Raw genomic sequence first — 24,587 nt, forward strand, 5'->3', positions numbered from 1 at the left:
ACAGCTATAAGGAGCTTATCATTAACTTTTACGTATCTTCGCTATATGGCAAACAAACTTCAAAACGAAACCTCTCCCTACCTCAAGCAGCACATGCACAACCCGGTGCATTGGATGCCATGGGGAGCGGAGGCCTTAGCTAAAGCAAAACAGGAAAACAAGTTAATCATCATCAGTATAGGCTACTCGGCATGCCATTGGTGCCATGTCATGGAGCGGGAAAGTTTCGAAAATGAAGCTATTGCCGAGACCATGAATAAATTTTATATCTCCATAAAAATAGATCGTGAAGAACGCCCCGACATCGATCAGATCTATATGATAGCCGTACAATTGATGACCAAATCGGGCGGATGGCCACTTAATGCAATCTGTCTTCCGGATGGACGTCCCATCTACGGGGGGACCTACTTCAAACCTCACGACTGGCAAAACATTTTATTGCAAATAGCTCAAATGTGGGAAGAATCACCCCAAACAGCTATTGATTATGCAGAAAAGCTAACCACTGGAATACAACAGGCAGAGCGCCTTCCTATAGCTGATATACCCGAACAATATACTTTACGAGACCTCAAAACCATCGTACTCCCCTGGAAGGAACAATTTGATTTCAAGAACGGTGGCTATCGACAAGCTCCAAAATTTCCATTACCTAATAACTGGGTCTTTCTCTTGCGTTATGCCGTATTGACCAAAGATCAGGACCTGTTGGCTCATGTGCATTTCACGTTAAAACAGATTGCTAATGGTGGAATATACGATCAGATTGGAGGAGGATTTTCTCGTTACTCCGTAGATGAACGATGGCATGTCCCCCATTTTGAAAAAATGCTGTACGACAATGGTCAGTTGATCTCCCTTTATAGCGAAGCCTATCAACAAACGCCCTCCTTATTATATAAACAAGTCGTTGAAGAAACTATCGCTTGGGCTATTCGCGAAATGAAGGCTGAAAACGGAGGGTTCTACAGCGCATTAGATGCCGATAGCGAGGGGATAGAAGGTAAATTTTACACGTTCCAGTCCGAGGAATTCGATCTTTTGGGTGATGATGCCGATCTAGCTCGAAATTATTTTAACATCACAAACGAAGGAAACTGGAGCGAAGAGCAAACGAATATCCCTTACGTAGATAGCAACAATGAGCACCTCATTCGTGAAGCTGGATTTTCAACAGATGAATGGTCTATATATTTGACCGAAATTAAAACCAAAATGTTAGCTTATAGAGCAACGAGGATTCGCCCTGGTCTGGACAATAAACAACTGACCAGCTGGAATGCACTTTTATTAAAAGGACTAGTAGACGCATATAGAATTTTCGATACGCCATCTTACCTGATAACAGCTATTGGCATTGCCCACTTTATCGTCAAGGAATGTACAATAGAAGATTCTTTACTACATCAACCCAAAGATCAAAACAGACAAATCCCTGGCTTTCTCGACGATTATGCGCTTACGATAGAAGCTTATATTGCTATATATGAAGCAACATTTGAAGAAGATTGGCTACATAAAGCAAAAAACTTGGCGGATCGCGCGATTTCTCTATTTTATGAGTCCAAAACAGCTACATTCTATTATACCTCAAATGAAGGAGAGGAGCTCATCGCTCGTAAAAGCGAGGTTATGGATAATGTGATCCCTGGATCATCCTCCAGTATAGTACGCCAACTCTACAAAATGGCCTTACTCTTTGACGAAGAAAATTACACAGCAATAGCTGATCAGGTCTTTGCCAATGTATTTCAAAATATCGCCAGTTATGGATCGGCATACTCCAATTGGGCAATACAATTACTTGAATTTCATTTTGGGACTTATGAGATTGCACTAACAGGAGAAAATGCTACAAAATGGCGCAAAGAATTGGATCAGAAGTGCTATATCCCAAATAAAATAATCTTGGGGGGAACAAAATCTACACTTCCTTTGTTAGTAAATAAGCAAGAATTGGAATCAAAAGCATACCTTTGTCGAAGCAAAACCTGTAGTCTTCCGCAATCGTCGATTACACAATTGATTGAATTAATAAATAGCAATGAGGTTTAAACCTCTTTAAAAATTAAAAAATGGCAATAGAAAACAACAACGTAGTAACGTTGAATTACATTCTTCACACAATTGAAGAAAACGGAGAGAAAACGTTTGTAGAACAAACAACAACTGAAAATCCGCTAACATTTCTATATGGTGTGGGAATGATGTTACCAAAATTTGAAGAAAACATTGCTGGTCTTCAAATCGGTGACAAATCATCTTTTGAACTAGATGCTGAAGATGCTTACGGAGAAAGAGATGACAAAGCCATGGCACAATTACCGGCTGATATGTTTAACGAAACTGGTCTGCCTCCAGTAGGTGAAGTATTACCGTTACAAGATAACCAAGGAAATCAGTTCCGAGCTGTAGTAGTAGAAGTGAGTCCTGAAGTTGTGGTAGCTGACTTAAACCACCCAATGGCTGGTAAAAAATTAAACTTCGACATTGAAGTACTAGCAGTTCGCCCTGCGACAGAAGAAGAGCTTTCGCACGGTCATTCACATGGCATAGACGGTACAGAAGGACACTAGTCCGACTCCACCATAAAGCAATAAAAAAAGCTGTCTTTGAGACAGCTTTTTTTATTGCTTTACAGCACGCAACATTTCTCTTTTCCCTGGGGCTCCCGGTGCCTTTTCAACTTTAAAACCTAAAGCCTTCATCGAGCGTTTCAGATTTCCTGTAATAGCGTAAGTGACAAATACGCCTCCCACACGTAAATATTGACAGACGTGAGCTAAAGTCTCATCAGTCCACATTTCAGGTTGATGGATCGCTGCAAAAGCATCAAAATAAATTATATCAAATAATCGATCACTATCGAATTCCAGTACTTTGCTGTGGACCACCTCCCACGCTATCTCCGTATTAAGATTGACCGATTGATGCAAAGCATCACTATATTTATCGCTAAAAGACTGCCAGATGACCGGTGTAACATAACGATCGTATCCTGTACCAAATATAATATTCTCCGCCAGAGGATAAGCTTCTATTCCACAATAATTCAGTTTGAGTTTATTTCTAGAAGCGTAGTCAGCTGACTGCAAAAAATTAAGTCCTGTACCGAATCCTATTTCCAGAATGGAAGCTGTGTTTGTATTCTCCTTCTCGATATAATATGCTAAACCAGACTGGACAAATACATGCTTACTCTCCTGTAAAGCTCCATGTTTCGAATGATAATGCTCACCAACTTCGGCATGATATAAAGTACTGGAGCCATCGGCTGTAACAACAAAATCCATAATAAGCTATTTTTTCACAAACTTACGCAAATTCAACGTAAGCAGAACCTACAAAACCGCTCTCTTGAAAAACTTAAAACCGGAAGCCAGCCTTGATGCGTGCAAATTGGTGGTTACGGTACATCTCCTTTCCTTCTTTTGTATTAAAAATTACTGCAGCTTCAATAGAAAATATCCCGCGCGAATAAACTGCCCCAAACTTCTGACCCAATAAATGTTTAGATATTGCATACTGCCCCTCCACTTGGCTTGTAAACAAAGCTCCTTGTATAGTCGCATTATAAAACTGGTACATATAACTCGGCGTATAGAAGAAATAATACTCCTTATCATTTGACAAAAAACCACCGTTTCCAGCGAACTGACTATGGCGATACGGTGCCAATTTACCGAAACGAATCGTGAATTGAGCAGAGACATTCGAGAAATTCATCCCAGCCCTACCGCTTGTCTCTCCTGCGAGCTCAAAACGATCTGTTTCATTTCGCCACAGTTTTTTCAAAACTGAAGCTTCTAAATCCAGTCCCACAGCACTGTTAAGGGAAGACTCCCAACTTTCTACCTCATACATATTGAACGTCTTATGTATAAACCGTTGTATCTGTTGCCCCTTACCTGCTTCACCAACAGTAGCGACCTCTGCCTTAATTCGCCATACCAACTCGCTGGTATAACTACGTTGAAAACTTCCGTTAAAGAAAAAACGTCCTGTGGATGGCCGATCCCAGTTCAAGTCGCTTCTCCCACCTATATATTTACCGTTAAAGAGCTGATGTCCGAATTGTATCGACAGTAAATCAATATGCGCAGGAGAATACTGTAACAGCTTGTCGTAAGTAAGCACAAGTCCATTTGTATAGTATTGATCCTGCCCTTGTAGAAGGTAGGAGTCATTGTCGGTTTGCAAGCATATGGCATGACTTCTTTTCGCTTGAGCAAACGCGATGACTCCTGAAAAAAAAATCCCCATCATAAGGAGCAACCTCCTGCTAAAGAATAGAAGTAACTGACTGCTCACACTCATTTGTATTTTTATCATTAAAATAGGTATACCTTTCTAAAGGATAAGATAATCGAATATCAATCTCAAATCTAAGCTTATTTTAGCAAAAACAAATGCCTTACCAGCCAATCCTTCCCTTCGGGAGCACGACAGATTTCCATTTTTACACGCTAAGTCACCTCCGCCTCATGCAGAGGTCTATTTACTATCTGGTGAAATCTATTTCGTTAGATCTAGCTACGCTGAGTCTTTCGTGGTTTTCCACAACGAGAGAGATAGCGTCAAAACGGTTAAATAAGCAAAAAAACGGGTTTTTGCTACCCATATTGATAACGATATACGGATAATGATAAAAAAAAACTATTTTAGCTTAAGACTATTCACTATGCAATCCATTGTTAACAATTATAGCAACATAATTCTCCTTTTGGTAGGTATCAGTATTGGAAGCCTTATCGGTGCATTTTTACCCAATTTTGTTCCATATATAAAACCGTTTGGTGATATTTTCTTAAACCTACTATTTGTTGCCGTAATACCATTACTCTTTTTTGCGATCTCATCTGCTGTTGCAAGTATCGAAGGGGATAATCGTTTAGGCCGGATACTCACTACAATGGTATTCGTATTTATGATTACCATAGTCATCGCATCCGTCCTGACAATATTGGGCCTGTGGATCTTCCCGGTCACCGCAATTAGTGATGGCCGAGGTCTCGATGATACCATGCTAGCAGATCCAAATGATAGTTGGGGCAATAAAATCGTTCGATTTGTTACCGTTCCCGAATTCGTCAACCTCCTATCCCGACAAAATATACTCGCCTTCGTTATCTTCTCCTTTTTGGTAGGCACCTCTGTCCGCAAAAGCGGTGAAATAGCTCAACCTTTTCTTCGCTTTTTGATAGCAGGAAATGAAGTTATGAAAAACATGTTAGGATTAGTCATGAAATTAGGCCCGATTGGCTTAGGAGCCTATTTCGCCTACCAAGTACATGATTTAGGTCCCGAATTATTCGGTTTTTACGCAAGACCGTTAGCATTTTATTACATTTTCGGAACGATCTTTTTCTTTGTGGTGTTCTCGTTATATGCTTTTATTGCTAAAGGAAGAAAGGGAGTCCCTCTTTTCTGGAACAATAACATCACCCCCTCTCTTACGGCTTTAAGCACATGCAGTAGTTTGGCAACTTTACCTACAAATCTTCTTGCCGCCAAGAAAATAGGTATCCCAAATAGTGTCGCCAATGTCGTCATACCACTTGGTAATACTCTCTACAAAAATGGCTCAGCAATTTCATCGATCCTAAAAATTTATGTAGCCTTTGCTATTTTAGATTGGGATTTTTTCGAACCATCAACCCTATTTATGGCCGTGGCCATCACACTCTTGGTCAGTATGGTCGCCGGAGGAATCCCAAATGGTGGCTTTATTGGCGAGATGCTCATGATTTCCGTATACAGTATCCCCAATGAAGCGATACCGGCGATAATGATTATCGGAGCTTTGGTCGATCCTTTAGCTACAATTTTGAATGCAACGGGCGATACTGTAGCATCCATGTTAGTTACCCGATTCTCTGGTGAAAAGTTTTCGTCCGAATAATTTACAATTTGGCTCCAATCTCTAGATGGACACTGAATCTAATGAAATGAACCCATTGATTCCTTAAAAAACATAAATCGATCAATAAAACGTACACGTCCAGAAAAAAAACATAACAAGACGTAAATCCTAAAATATGCACCAAGGGGATAGTTCTGATTTGTAATATTCATGATGCAATAGCATATCTAAACTAGTGTCTGTTAAAAGGATAAAAAAACACTACCTAACAACTCACAAAAAGGGGTTAACCAACGCTGACCAGTTGTTTAGATTGTCTCTAAATAATATGATCCGTTAGCTAAATTCCTCCTTTCATTTCTCATTTCGTATTTTTGTACAAAAACAGTCAGAGTGCAACATACTCATTTACAAAAATGAAACGGTACGCTCTAAAAATAATCCATCCCGATGAACTGACTACAAGGAGCGCATTGAAGGCAATCGGGACAAGTTAATGACAGATAAAAAAAAAGTAATACACAGATGAAACTATTATGATCTGTCAGTTGGCGGACCATACGGGAGAATAAATCTGATAGCTTCATCACCCTAAAAAACAAATTATATACGGATGAAAAAAAGTTCGATCATTTTAATTGTAATCATCGCAATAGCAATTGCCATGATTTTGGTTATCTACACAGATTCAAGTACATATTCTACTTTTGCGGAAGCTAAAGAAAAGAACACAGAACTTTATGTGGTCGGCGTATTGAATAAAGAAAAGGATCTTCATTATGACCCGGTAAAAGATGCCAATCATTTCTCATTCTACATGTACGATAAAGATAGTACAGAATGCCAGATCGTATTCAATGGTTCAAAACCTCAGGATATCGAACGGTCAGAACAAATCGTATTAACGGGAAAAATGGAAGGTGATACCTTTCATGCAAGTAAAATTCTGATGAAATGCCCGTCAAAATACAATAAGGATCAAGTTGAAGTAATTGAAGCTACAACTACAGCTTCATTATAATTTACCAACTTCTTACTTCTAATTTCTTACATATAACAATGGATATTAATTACGTAGGCGAGCACCTATTGCCAGGAAAGATAGGTCAATTTTTTGTTATTCTTTCTTTTGGAGCATCCTTACTTTCACTTATCAGCTACTTCTTTGCGACTAAGAATCCCGAAGAGCGGCATTGGAAAAAATTAGGTCGTATCGGTTTTTTCTTAAACGCGCTATCAATCGTCATCATCGGTTCAATTCTTTTTTACTTAATATACAGTCACTATTTTGAATATCATTATGTTTGGAGTCACTCTTCAAGATCTCTCCCCACACACTACATTATATCCTCTTTTTGGGAAGGGCAAGAAGGCAGTTTCTGGCTTTGGATGTTCTGGCAGGTTGTATTAGGCACTGTTCTTGTTTTTAGAGCCAAAAGCTGGGAAACTCCTGTCATGACCTTCGTGATGCTTTGTCAGACATTTTTGGCAAGTATGCTGATTGGTGTAGAAATATTTGGAAGTCGTATCGGCAGCTCACCATTTATACTACTTCGCGATGCACTAGACATCCCGATCTTGAAAGACCCGAACTATCTTTCTATGATTGCCGATGGAAGAGGCTTAAACCCATTGTTACAGAACTATTGGATGGTCATCCACCCTCCGACCCTGTTCTTGGGTTTTGCGTCTATGATCGTCCCTTTTGCATACGCCGCATCCGGTTTATGGCAAAAAAGGTATAAAGAATGGATGACGCCGGGCCTACCGTGGGCGCTTTTTGCAGTAATGATATTAGGTGCAGGTATTATAATGGGGTCATTCTGGGCATATGAAGCGCTAAATTTCGGTGGCTTCTGGGCTTGGGACCCTGTAGAAAACGTATCCATTATTCCATGGTTTACCCTTATAGCAGCAGTACACGTAATTCTAGCGTACAAGCATTCAGGACATGGTTTTTTCACAGCCACCCTACTCTCTCTTGTTAGTTTCGTCCTTGTAATTTATGCTTCTTACTTAACACGTTCAGGCATATTGGGCGAGACCTCCGTACACTCGTTTACTAGTTTAGGTATGTCGGGACAGTTAATTTGGTTTAACCTGACCTTCCTCCTCATTATGATCGGCCTGTTGGTATGGAGAAGAAAAGAGATTCCTAATTCTCAAAAGGAAGAAGACATTTATTCCCGCGAGTTTTGGTTGTTTATCGGCGCCCTAGTGCTTACTGTAGCATGTGTACAAATGATTGCAACAACTTCAATCCCTGTATTTAATGCTCTTTTTGGCACAAAAGTGGCCCCACCTATTGACCCTATTGCACACTATAACAAATGGCAAGGTGCCTTCGCGGTCGTCATCTTATTGCTTACTGCTGTAGCTCAATTCCTGAAATATAAACGCACAGATAGTAAAAAATTCTGGGCCTCGATCCTGGCTTCACTAATTGTTGCAATCCTAATAGGGGCACTTGTGATCTATTTCACAAAAGTATACAGCAATGTCATGTATATGCTTATCACATTTACAGCTGTATTTTGTGTCGTTGCCAATATTCGTATATTGAGTGATGCATTCAAAGGCAAATGGAAACTTACAGGATCTGCAGTATCCCATATCGGATTTGGACTCCTTGTACTGGGTGCATTAATTGCAGCCGCTACGAATGAGGTAATATCGATCAATGAAAGTGGTTATATCGGTGTTCAAAATTTCGGAAAAGAAGGTGACAAGTTTACTGATCCTGGAGAAAATCTATTCTTGACAGAAGGCGAACCTGTTCAAATGGGAGACTATAAAATCACATATGTAGGCGATAGTGTTGCTCCACCCAACGTATACTATCACATCAAATACGAGCGTCTGGACGAAGAGAGTGGAAAAGTAAAAGAGCATTTCATCTTGAGTCCATTTGCACAGAATAATCCGGACATGGGCGGGTTGATCGGTACTCCTGCAACCAAACACTACCTGACTCACGATGTCTACACCCTGATTACGGCCGCCGCCGCGGATTCTCAAGCTCCCATGAGCAAGATTAAAGAAGAAGAGAAAACCGGATTTGAAGACTATGATGAACCGGCCACCTATCAGGTGAATATCGGAGACACTTTACGCTATAGGAACGGTGTTTTTGTAATAGAAGGCATCAATAAAAATGCTAAACTAGAAAACATCCCATTAAAACCCAATGATGTCATAGTAGGCCTCAAAATTAAAGTCATCGCAGCAGACCAGAAATCATACGATGTAGAACCTACATTCTTGCTGAAAGAAGGTAACGCTTATGACTTTAATAAAGACGTAAGCGAACAGGGTTTGAAGTTTCGATTTACCAATATCTTGCCTGAAAAAGACAAGTTGGAAATTATGGTTTACCAAAAACCTCTGCCGGAGAAGAAATGGATTGTCTTCAAAGCTATCAAATTTCCTTACATCAACTTCTTCTGGCTAGGAACAATTGTTATGACAGTTGGTTTCTGTATGGCGATATACAGACGAATCAAAGAAGCTAAAAATAATCCGACAAAATACTAATGATGGAAATTGTTGTATTGGGCAGTGGAAATGTTGCAACGCACCTTGCAAAAGCGTTATATAAACATGGTCACGTGATAAAACAAGTCTTCAGCAAACGATCAGCCAATGCATTTGCATTGGCTGATGCCGTTAAAGCAGACGCTATCTCAGAGCTTTCAAATCTTGACCCAAGAGCTGACCTCTATCTTATAGCAGTTTCTGATACAGCCATTTCCCAAATAATTTCTGAAATGCCAGAAATAACAAAAGGAATCGTAGTACATAGCTCTGGAGCCACTCCCATCGAAGTTTTGCAGCGTTTTGACAAAACAGGAGTCTTATACCCTGCTCAAAGCATAAGCAAACAACTCGAGATCGATATTTCACTTATACCATTCGGAATTGAAGCGAATTCGCTCGAGACCGCAGACTTACTATTTAACTTGTTATCCCCTATAGCTGTACGCATCTTCTCTTGCAACTCCAAACAACGATTAGCACTACACGTTTCGGCAGTCCTTGTTAACAACTTCCCCAATGCGTTATTTAGCATAGCACAGCAAATCCTAGAACGCGAAAATATGGACTTTGATCTCCTGCGTCCAATCATTCTAGAAACAGCAAGTAAGGTCCAAAATCACCTCCCTACAGACGTACAGACCGGCCCAGCCGCAAGAAATGACATCGGCACGATAAACAGGCATTTGCAATTCCTAAGTTATTCAAATGAGCTAACTCAAATCTATCAACATTTGTCTGATTTCATTATAAAAAGCAGACATAAATAGCACATTGTTTACAAAAAAAATAAAAGTTTAAACCTCCATCCTAAAGCCCAAATTACTTGCTAATTTTGCTGAAAATTAAAACAAACGTTAATAACAAACGTTTGTTTATAGAGTAACTTCATATATATCATGGCAGTTAGAAAACTAATTCTTGTATCCATTATTCTGTTAAATGTAATCATCATTTCTTTTGGGATTATCTTTACACCACGTTGGTTTTGGCTTTTAATCGTTCCAATTCCATTACTCATTATTGCGATCTACCATAGCGTTCAAACAAGTCACGCAATCCTCCGCAACTATCCTTTAGTTGGTTATTTTAGATATATATTCGAATCTATCCGCCCAGAGCTAAGACAATACTTTTGGGAATCAGATACAGACGGTCGTCCATTCAACAGAAGACAACGGTCTATTGTTTACCAAAGAGCTAAAAACCAACGGGAGACGGTAGCTTTTGGTATGCAGACAGACCCTCAAGCCATCGGTAACGAATGGGTTGCACATTCTATATTTCCTACACATATAGAGAATCATGATCTGCGTACGATGGTTGGAAACAGCCAGTGTAAAAAACCTTATAGTTTAAGTATCTATAATATCTCTGCGATGAGTTATGGTGCGCTTAGTAAAACGGCAATTACAGCCCTAAATAAGGGTGCTGCTTTACAGAACTTTGCACACAATACAGGAGAAGGCGGTATCAGTAATTATCATATAAACGGCGGGGACCTCATCTGGCAGGTTGGTACAGGCTATTTTGGTTGCAGAAACGAACATGGTTATTTTGATGATGATCTTTTCGCAGAAAAGGCAAGCAGGCCTTATGTAAAAATGATTGAATTAAAAATGTCACAGGGAGCGAAACCTGGTCACGGAGGAATACTTCCGGCGGCAAAGAACACACCAGAGGTTGCTGCTATCCGTCACGTGGTCCCAGGAACGGATGTTATGTCTCCGCCTGCACACAGTGCTTTTTCTACTCCATTAGAAATGATGGGATTTATACAGAGATTAAGAGACTTATCTGGCGGTAAACCAGTAGGTTTTAAGATTTGTATTGGAGATAAACAGGAATTTATCGAGATCTGTCATGCTATGCAAACGACACAGATATTCCCAGATTTTATCTCTGTAGATGGATCAGAAGGGGGAACAGGTGCTGCACCCCTAGAATTCACAGACAACCTCGGTATGCCTTTATACGACGCATTAACGTTCGTTACAAAAACATTGATCAACTTTGGTTTGAAGAAACACATTAAAATTATTGCTTCGAGTCGAATTGTAACCGGTTTTGATCTCCTAAAAGCTATCGCGTTGGGCGCTGATGCTTGTTATAGTGCGCGAGGTATGATGTTTGCATTAGGTTGCATCCAAGCATTAAAATGCAACGAAGATATCTGCCCTGTTGGAGTAGCAACACAACGACCTCACCTATACAAAGGCTTAGATGTAGAAGATAAGTATGTGCGCGTGGCACAGTTTCATAGAAACACGCTTCGTGCTACAGTGGAAATCATGGAAGCATGTGGGTTTAAAACATTAGATGATGTAACTGCAGATAAGTTTTTCAGAAAGACAGACAACATCACTACACTCAGTTTCCAAGACATTTACTTTAAAGAAACCGGAAGATTGAACAAAAAGGAAAACTCCTTTGCAAAGGAAGAATTCCTGGATCAATAATATGACATCATTAAAAAGACCTAATTCCTGAGATTAGGTCTTTTTAATTACAGCACGATATGCTGTTCATTTCAAGTTCTGAAAAACCTTTTCCAGTATTTGTTGCGCCATTTTCAATTGTTCCTCGTCAATCCCCTCGACAGATTCACGAATTGTCTGAGATGCTTGTCTCATTCCTATTTCTTTCAATTTACGCCCTTCTTTCGTCAAATAAATCAGATTGGAACGTCGATCTTGTTTATCATTTACCCGTATCACTAAACTATCCCTCTCGAGATTATTAATGAGTCTGGTAATACTAGGTTTGTCCCTGAACGTCAAATTTGCGAGCTCTTGCTGAGTGAGTCCCTCTTCCATCCAAAGATAGTACAAGATACTCCATTGCTCAGCAGTTATGTTCACCTTAAACTCTTTCAGATTACGATGTAGCCTTCTCGAAATAGCTGTAGATGCTTTCCCCGATAAAAAGGAAAAAAACTCCTCAGAAATTAATGTCGATTCATTCATTAGTTAGTAATAATTATAGGTTGTTTATGCAATTAAGGAAATCCATATTCAATATCCAAATTTTATTTTAACATTCTAACTTTGCTTCAAAATTTCTTATATTTATTCGTATGGAAAATTTGCTGATAATATTGGTATTCGTCGGGTCGATCGTGTATAAAATATATTCAAATTATAAAGAAGAAATGGCAAAATCGGCCAAGCGTAATCCCCAAAGGCAATCTCAGCAACGAAACACGGGGAATCCCCCTCTATCGCCTTCCCATAATCAGGCGCCAACAAGACCTCCTATCCCGAAGACTGTTAAGCAACAAGTAGCAAACCCATTTGTAACAAAAAGTAATATAATACAAGATGTTCCTGAGGAAGTACAACGCGCAAAACAAAATAGAAAAGTAAAACCAATCGAACGAAAAGATAGATTGGATAACGAAGGACAATTCGAGAGGCAACCTGTTTCATTTGACTTGAGACAAGCTGTAATCCAGGCTGCAATTTTAGACCGCCCTTATAAATAAAACTGTATGTAATCTATAATAGCGAAAATTTATCGCCATCCTGCAAAAATGGGAATTGTCGGCGCGCATTTTCAAGATCCTTGGGATTTAGCGTAAATGTATACAGATCTTCGTCTTCAGGTTTGTAGTAGACCACGTCTCCTAAAGGAGAAATACACATAGACCCTCCCGAATAATATATCTCATTACCATCGTGTCCTACCCGATTGACACCGATCACAAATGCTTGATTCTCTATAGCACGGGCAGGAATTAACGCTCTCCAATGGGCAGAACGCTTGTCTGGCCAACTCGCCGTGTACACCAACAAATCATAACCATTTTCTTGATTTCTGGACCATACAGGGAAGCGAAGATCGTAACAAATCATTGGGCATATTCTCCAACCTTTCAGCTCAACGATAACACGTGACGTTCCAGCTGTAAAAATGCTATCTTCATTCGCCATACCAAATAAATGCCGCTTATCATAATGGACATAACTGCCATCTGGTGACATCCACACAAAACGATTATAGTATCTACCTTCCTCTTCAATGATAAGCGTGCCGGCTACAACGCATTCAAAGGACTTAGCCGTATTATACATCCAGCGCATAGTTATTCCATCCATTCGCTCTGCACACTTTTCAACATTCGTCGTAAAGCCAGTATTAAACATCTCTGGAAGTATAATCAGGTCCGTCTTACCTTTTAGTGAAGACAAGCGCAACCCCAAATTTTGCAGGTTCTTCTCTGCATTCTCCCAAAACAAATACGCCTGAAATACCGTGATCTTTATATTTTCCATAAATGTTTACGACTCGATTATATTATACTAAACAACCAATTTAACAAAATTACACCAAAAATCCTAAGTTAATTCTTACCTAGCCCTATGCATCAGACGATCAGCAAGACTTCTAAGATCTTCTTTTCTAGACTCCGCTACGTTTATATCATCTAGGCTTGCATAAGCGTATTGCGTATAAGATTCCTTTAGTGCATTCGCTTTCTGCAAAATACCGTATTTGTCATACAACATTTTCATCTGCTCAATTTTTGCGATCGATTCAGATAATGGTAGATCTAAAATAGCATTAAACAGATCCAGATCCTCGTTATCTAATCCCTGTTTAAGCAAAATATGTAATATAGTCTTCTTATTAACGATTATATCTCCACCAACTTGCTTTCCAAAGGTCCCTGGATCGCCAAATGCATCTAGGATATCATCCTGTAGTTGGAAAGCAATACCTAGATTTTCGCCAAAATTGTATAACTTCAATCGATCTTCGTCCGAAGCATTTGAGATAATAGCGCCTAGTTCCAACGCCCCGCCTAATAAGACAGAGGTTTTTAAACGAATCATATTCACATACTCCCCTTCTGTAACATTGTCTCTTCTCTCAAAGTCCATATCCATCTGCTGTCCTTCACAAACCTCCAACGCAACTTTATTAAAGGCTTTTAATAAGATAGGGACAAACACCGGAGGACATTTAGCTAACTGTTCATAAGCCTTAATTAACAACGCATCTCCAGATAGTATAGCGACATCTTCATTCCATTTTTGATGAACAGTAGCCTGTCCACGTCGTAATGGCGCCTTATCCATAATATCATCATGAATCAATGTGAAATTATGAAAATATTCGACAGCAACAGATGCCGGCACTACTTCATCCATATTTGAACAACCAAAAAGGTCTGCTCCCAATATCACCAATTGAGGTCGAATCCGCTTTCCTGCCAACGAAAGTATGTATTTTATGGGTAGGTACAGGTTTTCTGGAGAGGAAGGCAAATCAGCGTGAGTTAATGCTGTGCTAATCTTTTCCGCAAAAATTGGATTTCCAAACATATCGATCTTCTAAAAAATGCTGCCACGAAGATAAGTAATAAATTCCGTTGTGTTCTGTCTACCCTACATGAATTAACCTTTTTAATACACATGAATACATTCATTTTATCTAAGTTTGTAAAAAAGCTCTTAACGTACATCAAAAACTGGACAACAAGCGTGAACAGCTTCGGGTCTCCAGCAGTTTGAGTACTAACATTTACAGACGACAACAACTTGGATATGCGCATTCTTCTTATTCATAACTTTTATCAGCACCGGGGAGGAGAAGATATAGTCGTGCAGCAAGAAGCTGAACAACTTTCAAAAAGCAACCAGATAAAAGTCATTACAACGAAAAACACTAGAGGCCTAAAAGGTTTATACCAATTCTTCCTTTATCCCTTTAATATCTGGAAAGCAAAAAGAATAATAAAGGATGTCCTGGCATTCGAACCCGACATCGTACATATTCACAATATTCATTATGCCTTAGGCCCTTGGATCATACGTATATTAAAGAGGAAAGGTATACCCGTTGTGATGACACTGCATAACTTTCGACTTATTTGTCCCTCAGCAACACTTTTTTTCAAGGATCGGCTATTTACAAATAGTCTTAGGGAAGATTTCCCTTGGACTGCCGTTAAAAAGAAAGTACTGGACAACAACCTTGTAAAAACATTCATTACAGCTTTCGTCTATTGGTGGCACAGGAAAATAGGCACATGGACACAAGTAGATCAATTTTTGGTTCTTTCCGATTTTTCTAAAAATATATTTGTCCAATCTAAACTTGGTTTAACAGAAAATCACTTCAGTATAAAGCCCAACTTTGCCAATGTAAGCTACACGCCTGAAAAGAAACCAAAGGACTTCTTTCTTTATATAGGAAGACTGTCGCTTGAAAAAGGCATACTGCAATTGATCAATGCAATCGCAAAGACAGACTATAATCTCAAAATACTCGGCACTGGACCTTTAGAAAAAGAGGTAGTTCAAATCATACAAAAAAACCACCATATCGAATTTTTGGGTTTTCAGTCTCCGGATATACTTCGCCAACATATAGAGAAAGCAACTGCCCTTGTGGTACCATCGGTATGTTATGAAGGAATGCCGATGACCATATTAGAAGCATATGGATTAGGCACCCCTGTACTAAGCAGCAACATTGGTATTTTACAGGAAATGGTCGTACCTTTACAAACAGGACTACATTTCGACCCTTATTCATCACAGAGTATTCGAGAGGCTCTAGCCCAATGGATAGAGCTTAGTAGTCATGATAAAGAAGTCATAAGTAAAAACTGTAGAGCAATCTATATAGAAAAATACACCGCAATTAAAAACATTGATTTATTGTTGGATATATATATAAAAGCGATAGATCACAATGCTAAAAATAATGAGTATCATCATAATAGACCACTTAAATATAGCACCTAAAATTCAGGAGGTGCTTGAGTCAATTTATGACCCAGAATTAAAGCCTGCCAATATTGTAGATTTAGGTCTCATATACGAGATCATCACCAAAGAAGGCGGAATAGCGAAGATTGTCATGACATTAACAGCTCCTGGCTGCCCTGTAGCTGGAGAAATAATGGATGAAGTACAACGTAAAGTCGCCGCTGTTGAAGGGGTCAACGAAGCACTGGTGGAGCTTACATTTGATCCTCCTTGGAATAGAGACATGATGAGCGAAGAAGCAAAATTGGAATTGGGCTTTCTTTAATCTTTTTTGGAAGAGACGCTTGCTTCCAATGCAGCGAGTGTCTTCTTCGGCTTAGTAATCTTCTCCTCTTCACCAAACAAAGCGTTCCAGATTTTTCTAGACTCTTTTGTCAATAAAGGAGATACAACAGATAAGATCAAAACATAAACTACAACAAAAGATTGCAATATAGGTAACAGGCCACCTGCTTTACCGATATTGGCCATAATGATTGAGAACTCCCCCCTTGCCGATAATGTCAGTCCAATATCAAATGAAGCACGAGGCTTCATTTTTGAAAAATGAGCAGCAAAATAGCCCGAAGCTACATTACAGACAACAGTAATTACAGCAGCAAGCGTAGCCCAACCTATCGCACCGCTTAACGTATATATATCAATCGACAAACCGAAACTAAAAAAGAACATAGCTCCAAAGAAATCTTTGTACGGTAATACCATCGCTTCAATTTTCTTGATATACTTCGAATCCGCAAATACCAGACCGGCCATTAGTGCTCCAATAGCTTCGGCCACATGGATGGTTTCGGAAAAGCCGGCAATAACAAACAATAAACTAAATATAATCAGAATAAAGAGCTCCGAGGATTTTTCCTGAAGTAAGCGATCGATAAAAGGGATTAATTTTCGGCCAAGAACAAGAAATGTTAATATAAACCCCAGTGCTAATAAAGACGTACCTAATACGGCAAGAACTGACGTCCCTCCTGTTAAAATAAGACCTGACAAGAAAGATATATGCATCGCGATAAATAAATCGTCAAACATAATCATCCCCATTATCACTTCAGTTTCCGGGTTAGCAGTACGCTTGAGGTCGGTAAGCACTTTAGCTACTATAGCAGTAGAAGAACTCGTCATCAAACCACATAAGACCATAACTTCTTTAAAGGGAAGGTCCATTAACCAACCGATAAACAGGCCCGACACAAAGTTAAGTAGCACATACAATGATCCTCCGGTCACTATAGATTTACCGGATTTGATCAATCGCCCAACAGAAAACTCAAGACCTAGATAAAAAAGTAAAAAGAGTACCCCCAATCGTCCCATAAACTCGATAAAGGGTTTGCTTTCAGAAAAGGTAAAAAAGTTCCATACCTTATCAACGGTCGATGTCAGTGTTGGGTTATTTGCCTGTTCTAAAAATTGTAATAAAAAATTGGGATATTCTTTATTTCCCAACAGCATTCCTATAATAATAAAAAATGGGATGACCGAAAAGCGCAGCCTATTGGCTAATAAGCCAACTGACGCGACCAACAAAACGGCAATTCCTATTTCAAGTATTATAATATGCGACATATAATCTTATAGCAGGATTTCTTTCAATAATTTTATATTTTTTGCTTTACCGGCAATAACTAAAGTCACGTCAGGCCTTATAATATACTCAGGCCCGGGATTTATAACTGTTTCATTATCATGAATAGCAGCTATGATAGACGCTCCTGTCTTTTGTCGAACGTCGAGTTCTCCGATAGTTTTATCCGCACCATCATTAGAAGCTTCTACTTTGTACCATTCAATACGTAAATCATCTAAAGCCACCTCAATTGTTTCTAAGGCCTTGGGTTTATAAGACAAGCCACCTAAAATACCCGCGATCTGCCTCGACTCCTCATCCGAGAGCGTCATGACACACTGCGTATCATTATCTTCTTCATCATGGCGGTATAGCTCTCGCCTACCATCATCATGAATGACTACAACCATATTATCCCCAGCTTCAGTTTCGATCTGATACTTCTTCCCAATGCCAATAAGATCACTTTCTCTAACTACCGACATGATTAGTTTTATTAGTTTAAAAATTAGATATTAATCAAACTTAACGAAAATTACTTTTGTATACAACCCGTAACAGAGAGGCTACCCCTCTTTACTCGCATCCAAAAGGATATAGGCCCCATCGTCTTTCTGCTTAGGCCTTCCTAAAGCCAAAGATTTACCGTGATAGAACAGAAAAATCCATCCCTCCGGAGCACCTTGCTCCCAATACGCCATACGACGATCACGAGCTGCGCGGCCATCATAGTCATATTTAGCAATAAAGTTTTTAAAAAGCTCTTCAGGTTCGGGAAGAACATCTCCACCAAAGAAGAAATGCTCGCCTCCAGTCTCAATATGAAAAGCCTGATGAAATTCGGTATGCCCCCCATTAATCTCATAACGAATTTCACTGTTAACAACTCCCTCTCCTTCGACTAATGTCAAATTGCCACTACGCTGTAACACGTCAAATACCTCGGTGCGGTACGAATCCGATTCCGAACTATACGCGTTTTCCCATTCTCCTCGTTGTACGATATATTCTGCATCAGGAAAGGCTATACGGCCGACCCCTTGTTTGAAATCTACCATACCTCCTGTATGATCTTTGTGGAGATGAGACATCAGCACGTATTTGACATCACCCGGTTCAAACCCAAGCTTACGGATATTAGAATGGATCAAAAGTTCGTCTTCGGCAGTGCGATAGCCCAAACCTGCATCACATAAGATTAAACCAGAGCGAGCAACAATCAAGAAGGGATGGACGTGAACAAATAAAGAACCCGGACGGCTCTTCGGATCATCCTTTAATGGATCAAACGGAATGAATTTCTTTGATCCGTCGACAGAGAATGAACCTTCAAAAAGGGAATATGCTTGTATCATCTTTTATAATCTTGTAAATATGACAGTTAGGCCTACAAACCACTAAATACAATGACCAACATTAGGTAAAAGCACCTAGAAAATGTATATTTACATACAAAATATAGTGCAAAGATATGCAAAAAAGGTGGGTCCTAAAACCAAAAAATGACAGCAACAAAATTAGCAAATTACAATTAGAACTGGGGGTAACCCCTATTGTTGCTCGGCTATTGGTAAATCGGGGCATCGACACTTTTGAGCAATCCAAGACCTTCTTTAGGCCTTCATTGGAGAGGTTACCAGACCCTTTCTTAATGAAGGATATGGATGTTGCGATCTCCCGAATCGAAAGAGCTATAGGCAACAATGAGAAGATCCTGATCTACGGAGATTATGACGTCGATGGGACAACGGCTGTTGCAGTCGTTTACAGTTTTTTTCGCGCTTTTCACTCCCGAATTGAGTATTATATTCCCGATAGATATGCGGAGGGATACGGAATTTCTACGCAAGGTATAGATTACGCTGCCGACAATGATTTCTCCCTAATTATAGCTTTAGACTGCGGTATCAAGGCTTTGGATAAAGTTGACTACGCCAATACGCGTGGTGTGGATTTTATTATTGGAGACCACCATCTTCCAGGCGACACCATCCCTGATGCCTGTGCTGTATTGGACCCAAAGCGTGCTGACTGTCCCTACCCTTATAAAGAACTATCAGGATGTGGAATAGGCTTTAAAATCATCCAAGCATTTATAAAAAAGAATGAAATGAATATGGATGAAGCCTATCAATACCTCGATCTAGTCGCGGTAAGTATTGCTTCTGATATTGTTCCGATTACCGGTGAAAACAGGATATTAACACACTTTGGGCTAAAAAAACTAAACACCAATCCTTCAGTAGGATTGCAAGCGCTTATAGATCTTTCTTCCAACAGAACCGGAATTTTTTCGATCAACGACATTGTGTTTCAGATAGGCCCCAGAATAAACGCTGCTGGCCGAATAGACCATGCTAAAGGGGCAGTAAACCTTTTGATATCAAAATCAAAAGATGAAGCATCCAACTACTCGGCAATGGTAGATGATCAGAATAATCTCCGAAAGGATTTTGACCTGAGAATAACTGAAGAAGCATTGGCTATTATTGAAAATAGTGAAAGTGATAAACTCAAAAAATCAACAGTACTCTATAAATCGGATTGGCACAAAGGTGTGATAGGGATAGTTGCTTCGAGACTGACAGAAAGATACTATCGTCCCACCATTATTCTTACCGAAACAAATGGCCATATCGCAGGATCTGCACGCTCTGTAGTAGGTTTTGACCTTTACGAAGCACTTAGTGAATGTAGTGACTTACTAGATCAATTTGGTGGGCACAAATACGCTGCCGGACTAACGATGCAGGAGAAAAACATCGCGCTCTTTCAGGCTCGCTTTGAAGAAGTTGTGCAACGATCAATTAAACCTGAAATGCTGCAACAAGAAGTTTCTATCGATGCAGAAATTGAGCTGAAAGATATCGACAACAAATTTTATCGCATTCTTAAGCAATTTGAACCTTTTGGCCCGCAGAACGAAGCCCCTATATTTGTATCCAGAAACGTACAGATTCACGGGAGTGCTTATATTGTCGGATCTAATCATTTAAAATTTACAAGTCTCCAAGAAGGATCTCCTAGTTTTGACTGTATTGCCTTTGGACTGGCCGAACATATCCATCACCTCAATAGCAAGAGGCCTTTTGATATTTGCTATAGTATAGAAGAAAACAATTGGAGAGGTAAAAAGAACCTCCAGTTAAACATCAAAGGAATCCGTTATTAAATTACTTCTATTTTTTAAATTGTGGACATTGGTGAATACAAAGCATTTTATTTAGGTTTGCATTAAGCGGATAATAAATCGATGATACTAAGAGCAGAACACTTAATCAAGAAATACAAACAGCGTACAGTGGTAAACGATGTTTCTTTCCACGTAGAGCAAGGTGAAATTGTTGGTCTTTTAGGCCCCAATGGCGCCGGAAAGACAACTTCATTTTATATGATTGTAGGGCTGATCAAACCCAATGATGGCCATGTATTCCTTGACGATGAAGAGATAACTAAAGATGCGATGTATCAACGCGCTCAGAAAGGCATCGGATATCTCGCTCAAGAGGCCTCCGTCTTTAGAAAGCTATCGGTAGAGGACAATATTCTAGCAGTATTAGAAATTCACCACCCAAATAAAGAAGAGCGAAAAGCAAGATTAGAAGAATTATTAACCGAATTCAGTCTGCACCGTGTCCGTAAAAACCGCGGAGACCTACTCTCTGGTGGAGAACGTCGACGTACAGAAATCGCAAGAGCGCTTGCCGCCAATCCACATTTTATCCTATTGGACGAACCGTTTGCAGGGGTAGATCCTATTGCCGTTGAAGAAATCCAAACTATCGTCGCCAAACTAAAGGCCAAAAATATCGGTGTGTTAATCACCGACCATAATGTACAAGAAACACTCTCCATCACAGACCGTGCTTATCTCTTGACGGAGGGAAAAATCATGCTCACCGGTACTCCAGAAGAAATAGCAGACAGCGAAATGGCACGAAAATTCTATCTGGGCCAAAATTTCGTCTTAAGGCGCAAAAACCTATAACCTCTAATAACAAGAACTATGGAACTATTGAATTCTATCTTCACATGGATCATGAAAAAGCGTATACATCAGATCGAGCTGTTCATGAAATATCCACACGATGTACAGGAAGAATGGTTTCAAAACTTGATATCAGCAGCAGAGGCAACCGAATGGGGCAAAAAATACGATTACAAAAGCATCCTTACCCCAGAGGAATATAAAAAAAGGGTTCCTATTAGCGATTACGACGACATCAAAGGGTATATAGACCGTATGATAAAAGGAGAACAGAATATTCTATGGCCTTCGGACATAAAATGGTTTGCCAAATCATCAGGAACTACTTCAGACCGGAGCAAATTCATCCCTGTAAGTATGGAAGCGCTGGAGGAATGTCATTATCAAGGGGGCAAGGACATGCTGTCTATCTACTGCCACAATAAACCCGACAACAAACTTTTCACGGGTAAGTCAGTGGTTATCGGTGGGTCGTCGCAAATTAACAACTTCAGTCCGGACTCCTATTATGGAGACTTATCATCTATATTAATTCGTAACCTACCTTTCTGGGCAGAATTTAAACGCACCCCCAACCTAGATGTTACCTTAAATCCAAATTTTGAAGAAAAAATCGAGCAAATAGCACAACATACCATTAAAGAAGATGTGACCAGCTTAGCAGGAGTCCCTACTTGGAACATCGTCATGGCAAAGCGGATTTTGGAAATCACCAAAAAGGACAATCTCTTAGAAGTATGGCCTAACCTAGAATTTTATGGACATGGTGGTGTCAGCTTCAAACCCTACCGCGAGCAGTTTAAGCAACTGATTCCATCAGACGAAATGTACTATTTAGAAAACTATAACGCTTCTGAGGGCTATTTCGGACTACAGGATCAATCAGATTCTGAGGACTTATTACTCATGTTGGACTATGGAATCTATTATGAATTTTTACCAATGGAAAATCTAGATAAGGAGGATCCAAAAACTTTAAATCTGGACGAAGTAGAACTGGGTAAAAATTACGCACTCATTATATCTACCAACGCGGGATTATGGCGCTATAAAATTGGAGACACCATCCGTTTTACATCCTTGTCTCCCTATCGTTTTCAGATTTCAGGAAGAACCAAGCAATACATAAATACTTTTGGAGAAGAGGTAATCGTGGACAACGCCGAACAAGCTCTCCAAATAGCCTGTCGCGAGACGAATGCTAGCATCAGGGATTATACCGCAGGGCCAATATACTTTAAAGAAAATGAGGCCGGGGCACATGAGTGGGTTATCGAGTTTGAGAAAAAACCATCTGATTTTCAAAAATTCTGCGAAATTCTAGATCAGAAACTCCGTGAAATCAATTCCGATTATGATGCTAAACGCTATAAAAACATGGCGTTAAGACAGCCTATTATTCATAATGCCCCTACCTTTACGTTCTACAACTGGATGAAGTCCAGAGGTAAATTAGGTGGACAAAATAAAGTCCCCCGTTTGTCGAATAATAGAGAATATCTGGACACACTATTGGAGGTCATGCGTAATTCCTAATCTATCTTTTTCCGTAGTTTAGCAGCTTTCTCACCAAGATCTCCCTCTGCAGGGATTTTATTCAAACACATTTTGGCATTATCCAGATCTCCTTTTTCATAATAAGCTATGGCCAAATAGTAGTTAGATTCTAATGCAAACACCGATGGACCACTCGCTATTGGGGATAATAAATCAATAGCACTGACCCACTTTTTGGTACCGATATAACTCAAAGCTAAATAATATTGATACTGTATCTGTTCAGGATCACTTTCCAATAAAACGGACAACAGCTCTTCAGCGACAGCGTACTGTCCCTCATTAAAAGCTGTCACCGCCTTCTCATAGGAAGTGTTTTCTAACTCTCCACGAACAATTTCTGAACGCATCAAAGGCAACTCATATACCTCATAAGAGCCCTTAAAGAAAAAAAGTGATCCCACCAAAAGAATACAAGCTGCTGCTACTACAGGTAACCATCTCTTGATACCGGGAGTTGTTGATTTTGAGGACTCTCTATAGCGCTCGTTCACTTCAGCCAGCGTCGTCTTCAAGGAATCGTCTTGCGCTGGCACTCTACGGTTTAGAATCTCATATACTTCGCGTTGTAGTGCTACCATATTTCTGAGTTCGTTGTCGACAGCAAGCCGGGCTTCAAACCGCATTAACTCCTCTCCCTCTAGCAGTCCCTCAATATAATCCTGTATTTTCTCTGAATGGTTCTCCATTACTTTAAACTTTTGAAAATATTACTTTCTCTAACCTTTTTTATCAGGATCGACATACATTCACTTTTTTTCTTACGCAAGTAAGCGTAACTAATCCCCAAGGATTCGGCTATTTTTTCCTGCTGCTTCTCCACCAGACAACGTCGTATTATATCCTGACAACTTTGCCCCATAGTGCCCAAAACTGTCATTACATAATTCTCTCTATCGATTTGCACGAACAGTTCATCCCATTCCCCATACGACTTGTCCTCCACATATAATAAATCATTTTCGCTATTTGTTACCAGCATACGTTGCCTTTTCTTCAACACGTTCAACCATTTACGTTTACACACCAGACTTAAAAAAGCCAAAAAGCTTGTTGTTAATACGAAGTTCCTGTCCCGAGCCATATGATAAATATCCACCAAAGATTCTTGTAAAATATCATATCCGTCATCTTCAGTTCCACTATTTTGTATAATCAGGGTAACAATTTGCTTTGCATATTTATTATATATAAGCTGTATGCCTTTGCTATCGTTATCCTTGAGGTACTGAATATATACTTGGTCTATGTGCATTTAATTGGCCATTACACTGTAAATTTAAAAATATTTCG

The 24,587-nt window shown here is 39.6% G+C and carries 23 protein-coding genes; 13 read left to right on the forward strand and 10 right to left on the reverse strand.

The window, feature by feature from the left end; all coding sequences use genetic code 11:
- Positions 1-45 precede the first annotated feature (45 nt).
- Positions 46-2,058, forward strand: a complete 2,013-nt coding sequence (locus G7B20_RS05050; RefSeq protein ID WP_164108919.1) for a thioredoxin domain-containing protein — start codon at positions 46-48, stop codon at positions 2,056-2,058.
- 20 nt (positions 2,059-2,078) lie between these two features.
- Positions 2,079-2,579 (forward strand): peptidylprolyl isomerase, encoded by a 501-nt coding sequence (locus tag G7B20_RS05055; protein ID WP_164108920.1) that lies wholly within the window; start codon positions 2,079-2,081, stop codon positions 2,577-2,579.
- A 51-nt stretch (positions 2,580-2,630) separates the two neighbouring features.
- On the opposite strand, the gene mnmD is transcribed toward G7B20_RS05055, so the two are convergent.
- Positions 2,631-3,296: a tRNA (5-methylaminomethyl-2-thiouridine)(34)-methyltransferase MnmD gene (gene mnmD / locus G7B20_RS05060; protein WP_164108921.1), complete on the reverse strand. Its 666-nt coding sequence runs from the start codon at positions 3,294-3,296 to the stop codon at positions 2,631-2,633.
- 73 nt (positions 3,297-3,369) lie between these two features.
- Positions 3,370-4,335, reverse strand: coding sequence for a lipid A-modifier LpxR family protein (locus tag G7B20_RS05065; protein ID WP_164108922.1), 966 nt, complete (start codon positions 4,333-4,335; stop codon positions 3,370-3,372).
- Between the two features lie 349 nt (positions 4,336-4,684).
- On the opposite strand from G7B20_RS05065, the gene G7B20_RS05070 reads away from it, so the two are divergent.
- From G7B20_RS05070 to G7B20_RS05090, 5 genes are all read left to right on the forward strand, one after another.
- A complete protein-coding gene (locus G7B20_RS05070; protein WP_164108923.1) occupies positions 4,685-5,905 on the forward strand; it encodes a dicarboxylate/amino acid:cation symporter in 1,221 nt (406 codons plus the stop codon).
- Positions 5,906-6,479: 574 nt separating this feature from the next.
- On the forward strand, positions 6,480-6,887 hold the full coding sequence (locus G7B20_RS05075; protein ID WP_164108924.1) for a cytochrome c maturation protein CcmE: 408 nt from the start codon (positions 6,480-6,482) through the stop codon (positions 6,885-6,887).
- A 38-nt stretch (positions 6,888-6,925) separates the two neighbouring features.
- Positions 6,926-9,400, forward strand: coding sequence for a heme lyase CcmF/NrfE family subunit (locus G7B20_RS05080; RefSeq protein WP_164108925.1), 2,475 nt, complete (start codon positions 6,926-6,928; stop codon positions 9,398-9,400).
- Entirely contained in the window at positions 9,400-10,170 is a 771-nt protein-coding gene (locus G7B20_RS05085; RefSeq protein ID WP_240465982.1) for a Rossmann-like and DUF2520 domain-containing protein, read from the forward strand. Before G7B20_RS05080 ends, G7B20_RS05085 begins: the two co-directional genes overlap by 1 nt.
- A 129-nt stretch (positions 10,171-10,299) precedes the next feature.
- Positions 10,300-11,859 (forward strand): FMN-binding glutamate synthase family protein, encoded by a 1,560-nt coding sequence (locus tag G7B20_RS05090; RefSeq protein WP_164108926.1) that lies wholly within the window; start codon positions 10,300-10,302, stop codon positions 11,857-11,859.
- 66 nt (positions 11,860-11,925) lie between these two features.
- Here G7B20_RS05090 and G7B20_RS05095 read toward each other — a convergent pair whose 3' ends face one another.
- Entirely contained in the window at positions 11,926-12,366 is a 441-nt protein-coding gene (locus tag G7B20_RS05095; protein WP_164108927.1) for a MarR family winged helix-turn-helix transcriptional regulator, read from the reverse strand.
- 110 nt (positions 12,367-12,476) lie between these two features.
- Here G7B20_RS05095 and G7B20_RS05100 point away from each other — a divergent pair, with 110 nt between their 5' ends.
- Positions 12,477-12,884 carry a hypothetical protein gene (locus G7B20_RS05100; RefSeq protein WP_164108928.1) on the forward strand — a complete coding sequence of 136 codons (408 nt, stop codon included), beginning with the start codon at positions 12,477-12,479 and terminating at the stop codon, positions 12,882-12,884.
- Positions 12,885-12,897: 13 nt separating this feature from the next.
- Here G7B20_RS05100 and G7B20_RS05105 read toward each other — a convergent pair whose 3' ends face one another.
- Positions 12,898-13,674, reverse strand: a complete 777-nt coding sequence (locus tag G7B20_RS05105) for an amidohydrolase (protein WP_164108929.1) — start codon at positions 13,672-13,674, stop codon at positions 12,898-12,900.
- A 75-nt stretch (positions 13,675-13,749) separates the two neighbouring features.
- Positions 13,750-14,727, reverse strand: a complete 978-nt coding sequence (locus G7B20_RS05110; RefSeq protein WP_164108930.1) for a polyprenyl synthetase family protein — start codon at positions 14,725-14,727, stop codon at positions 13,750-13,752.
- Between the two features lie 222 nt (positions 14,728-14,949).
- Between G7B20_RS05110 and G7B20_RS05115 the strand changes: the two genes are divergently transcribed.
- On the forward strand, positions 14,950-16,155 hold the full coding sequence (locus G7B20_RS05115) for a glycosyltransferase family 4 protein (protein ID WP_164108931.1): 1,206 nt from the start codon (positions 14,950-14,952) through the stop codon (positions 16,153-16,155).
- The gene (locus G7B20_RS05120; protein ID WP_410528434.1) at positions 16,130-16,444 is read left to right on the forward strand and encodes a metal-sulfur cluster assembly factor; all 315 of its coding nucleotides are present in this window, start codon (positions 16,130-16,132) and stop codon (positions 16,442-16,444) included. The genes G7B20_RS05115 and G7B20_RS05120 overlap by 26 nt, the downstream gene beginning before the upstream one ends.
- On the opposite strand, the gene G7B20_RS05125 is transcribed toward G7B20_RS05120, so the two are convergent.
- From G7B20_RS05125 to G7B20_RS05135, 3 genes are all read right to left on the reverse strand, one after another.
- Positions 16,441-17,748: a cation:proton antiporter gene (locus G7B20_RS05125; protein ID WP_164108933.1), complete on the reverse strand. Its 1,308-nt coding sequence runs from the start codon at positions 17,746-17,748 to the stop codon at positions 16,441-16,443. The genes G7B20_RS05120 and G7B20_RS05125 overlap by 4 nt on opposite strands.
- Positions 17,749-17,754: 6 nt before the next feature.
- Positions 17,755-18,234, reverse strand: coding sequence for a cation:proton antiporter regulatory subunit (locus G7B20_RS05130; RefSeq protein ID WP_164108934.1), 480 nt, complete (start codon positions 18,232-18,234; stop codon positions 17,755-17,757).
- Positions 18,235-18,315: 81 nt separating this feature from the next.
- Positions 18,316-19,104 (reverse strand): MBL fold metallo-hydrolase, encoded by a 789-nt coding sequence (locus G7B20_RS05135; RefSeq protein ID WP_164108935.1) that lies wholly within the window; start codon positions 19,102-19,104, stop codon positions 18,316-18,318.
- Between the two features lie 116 nt (positions 19,105-19,220).
- On the opposite strand from G7B20_RS05135, the gene recJ reads away from it, so the two are divergent.
- The 3 genes from recJ to G7B20_RS05150 all read left to right on the forward strand — a co-directional run bounded on the left by recJ (position 19,221) and on the right by G7B20_RS05150 (position 23,273).
- Entirely contained in the window at positions 19,221-20,921 is a 1,701-nt protein-coding gene (recJ, locus tag G7B20_RS05140) for a single-stranded-DNA-specific exonuclease RecJ (RefSeq protein ID WP_164108936.1), read from the forward strand.
- A gap of 81 nt (positions 20,922-21,002) precedes the next feature.
- Positions 21,003-21,737, forward strand: coding sequence for an LPS export ABC transporter ATP-binding protein (gene lptB / locus G7B20_RS05145; protein WP_164108937.1), 735 nt, complete (start codon positions 21,003-21,005; stop codon positions 21,735-21,737).
- An 18-nt stretch (positions 21,738-21,755) separates the two neighbouring features.
- Positions 21,756-23,273, forward strand: a complete 1,518-nt coding sequence (locus G7B20_RS05150; RefSeq protein WP_164108938.1) for a GH3 auxin-responsive promoter family protein — start codon at positions 21,756-21,758, stop codon at positions 23,271-23,273.
- Here G7B20_RS05150 and G7B20_RS05155 read toward each other — a convergent pair.
- Positions 23,270-23,983: a tetratricopeptide repeat protein gene (locus G7B20_RS05155; protein WP_164108939.1), complete on the reverse strand. Its 714-nt coding sequence runs from the start codon at positions 23,981-23,983 to the stop codon at positions 23,270-23,272. The genes G7B20_RS05150 and G7B20_RS05155 overlap by 4 nt on opposite strands.
- Positions 23,983-24,549, reverse strand: coding sequence for an RNA polymerase sigma factor (locus G7B20_RS05160; protein ID WP_164108940.1), 567 nt, complete (start codon positions 24,547-24,549; stop codon positions 23,983-23,985). Before G7B20_RS05160 ends, G7B20_RS05155 begins: the two co-directional genes overlap by 1 nt.
- Positions 24,550-24,587 lie beyond the last annotated feature (38 nt).

It is taken from the genome of Sphingobacterium sp. xlx-96, from assembly GCF_011007365.1.
In the GTDB taxonomy this organism is placed as follows: Bacteria; Bacteroidota; Bacteroidia; order Sphingobacteriales; family Sphingobacteriaceae; genus Sphingobacterium; species Sphingobacterium luzhongxinii.

Coding starts and splice junctions, on each gene's coding strand:
- G7B20_RS05110 (WP_164108930.1), bottom strand. CDS start 14,727: ATGTTTGGAAATCCAATTTTTGCGGAAAAGATTAGCACAGCATTAACT.
- G7B20_RS05075 (WP_164108924.1), top strand. CDS start 6,480: ATGAAAAAAAGTTCGATCATTTTAATTGTAATCATCGCAATAGCAATT.
- G7B20_RS05095 (WP_164108927.1), bottom strand. CDS start 12,366: ATGAATGAATCGACATTAATTTCTGAGGAGTTTTTTTCCTTTTTATCG.
- G7B20_RS05130 (WP_164108934.1), bottom strand. CDS start 18,234: ATGTCGGTAGTTAGAGAAAGTGATCTTATTGGCATTGGGAAGAAGTAT.
- G7B20_RS05050 (WP_164108919.1), top strand. CDS start 46: ATGGCAAACAAACTTCAAAACGAAACCTCTCCCTACCTCAAGCAGCAC.
- G7B20_RS05150 (WP_164108938.1), top strand. CDS start 21,756: ATGGAACTATTGAATTCTATCTTCACATGGATCATGAAAAAGCGTATA.
- G7B20_RS05080 (WP_164108925.1), top strand. CDS start 6,926: ATGGATATTAATTACGTAGGCGAGCACCTATTGCCAGGAAAGATAGGT.
- G7B20_RS05070 (WP_164108923.1), top strand. CDS start 4,685: ATGCAATCCATTGTTAACAATTATAGCAACATAATTCTCCTTTTGGTA.
- G7B20_RS05135 (WP_164108935.1), bottom strand. CDS start 19,104: ATGATACAAGCATATTCCCTTTTTGAAGGTTCATTCTCTGTCGACGGA.
- G7B20_RS05065 (WP_164108922.1), bottom strand. CDS start 4,335: ATGATAAAAATACAAATGAGTGTGAGCAGTCAGTTACTTCTATTCTTT.
- G7B20_RS05085 (WP_240465982.1), top strand. CDS start 9,400: ATGATGGAAATTGTTGTATTGGGCAGTGGAAATGTTGCAACGCACCTT.
- recJ (WP_164108936.1), top strand. CDS start 19,221: ATGCAAAAAAGGTGGGTCCTAAAACCAAAAAATGACAGCAACAAAATT.
- G7B20_RS05055 (WP_164108920.1), top strand. CDS start 2,079: ATGGCAATAGAAAACAACAACGTAGTAACGTTGAATTACATTCTTCAC.
- G7B20_RS05090 (WP_164108926.1), top strand. CDS start 10,300: ATGGCAGTTAGAAAACTAATTCTTGTATCCATTATTCTGTTAAATGTA.
- G7B20_RS05100 (WP_164108928.1), top strand. CDS start 12,477: ATGGAAAATTTGCTGATAATATTGGTATTCGTCGGGTCGATCGTGTAT.
- G7B20_RS05125 (WP_164108933.1), bottom strand. CDS start 17,748: ATGTCGCATATTATAATACTTGAAATAGGAATTGCCGTTTTGTTGGTC.
- G7B20_RS05105 (WP_164108929.1), bottom strand. CDS start 13,674: ATGGAAAATATAAAGATCACGGTATTTCAGGCGTATTTGTTTTGGGAG.
- lptB (WP_164108937.1), top strand. CDS start 21,003: ATGATACTAAGAGCAGAACACTTAATCAAGAAATACAAACAGCGTACA.
- G7B20_RS05160 (WP_164108940.1), bottom strand. CDS start 24,549: ATGCACATAGACCAAGTATATATTCAGTACCTCAAGGATAACGATAGC.
- G7B20_RS05155 (WP_164108939.1), bottom strand. CDS start 23,983: ATGGAGAACCATTCAGAGAAAATACAGGATTATATTGAGGGACTGCTA.
- mnmD (WP_164108921.1), bottom strand. CDS start 3,296: ATGGATTTTGTTGTTACAGCCGATGGCTCCAGTACTTTATATCATGCC.
- G7B20_RS05115 (WP_164108931.1), top strand. CDS start 14,950: ATGCGCATTCTTCTTATTCATAACTTTTATCAGCACCGGGGAGGAGAA.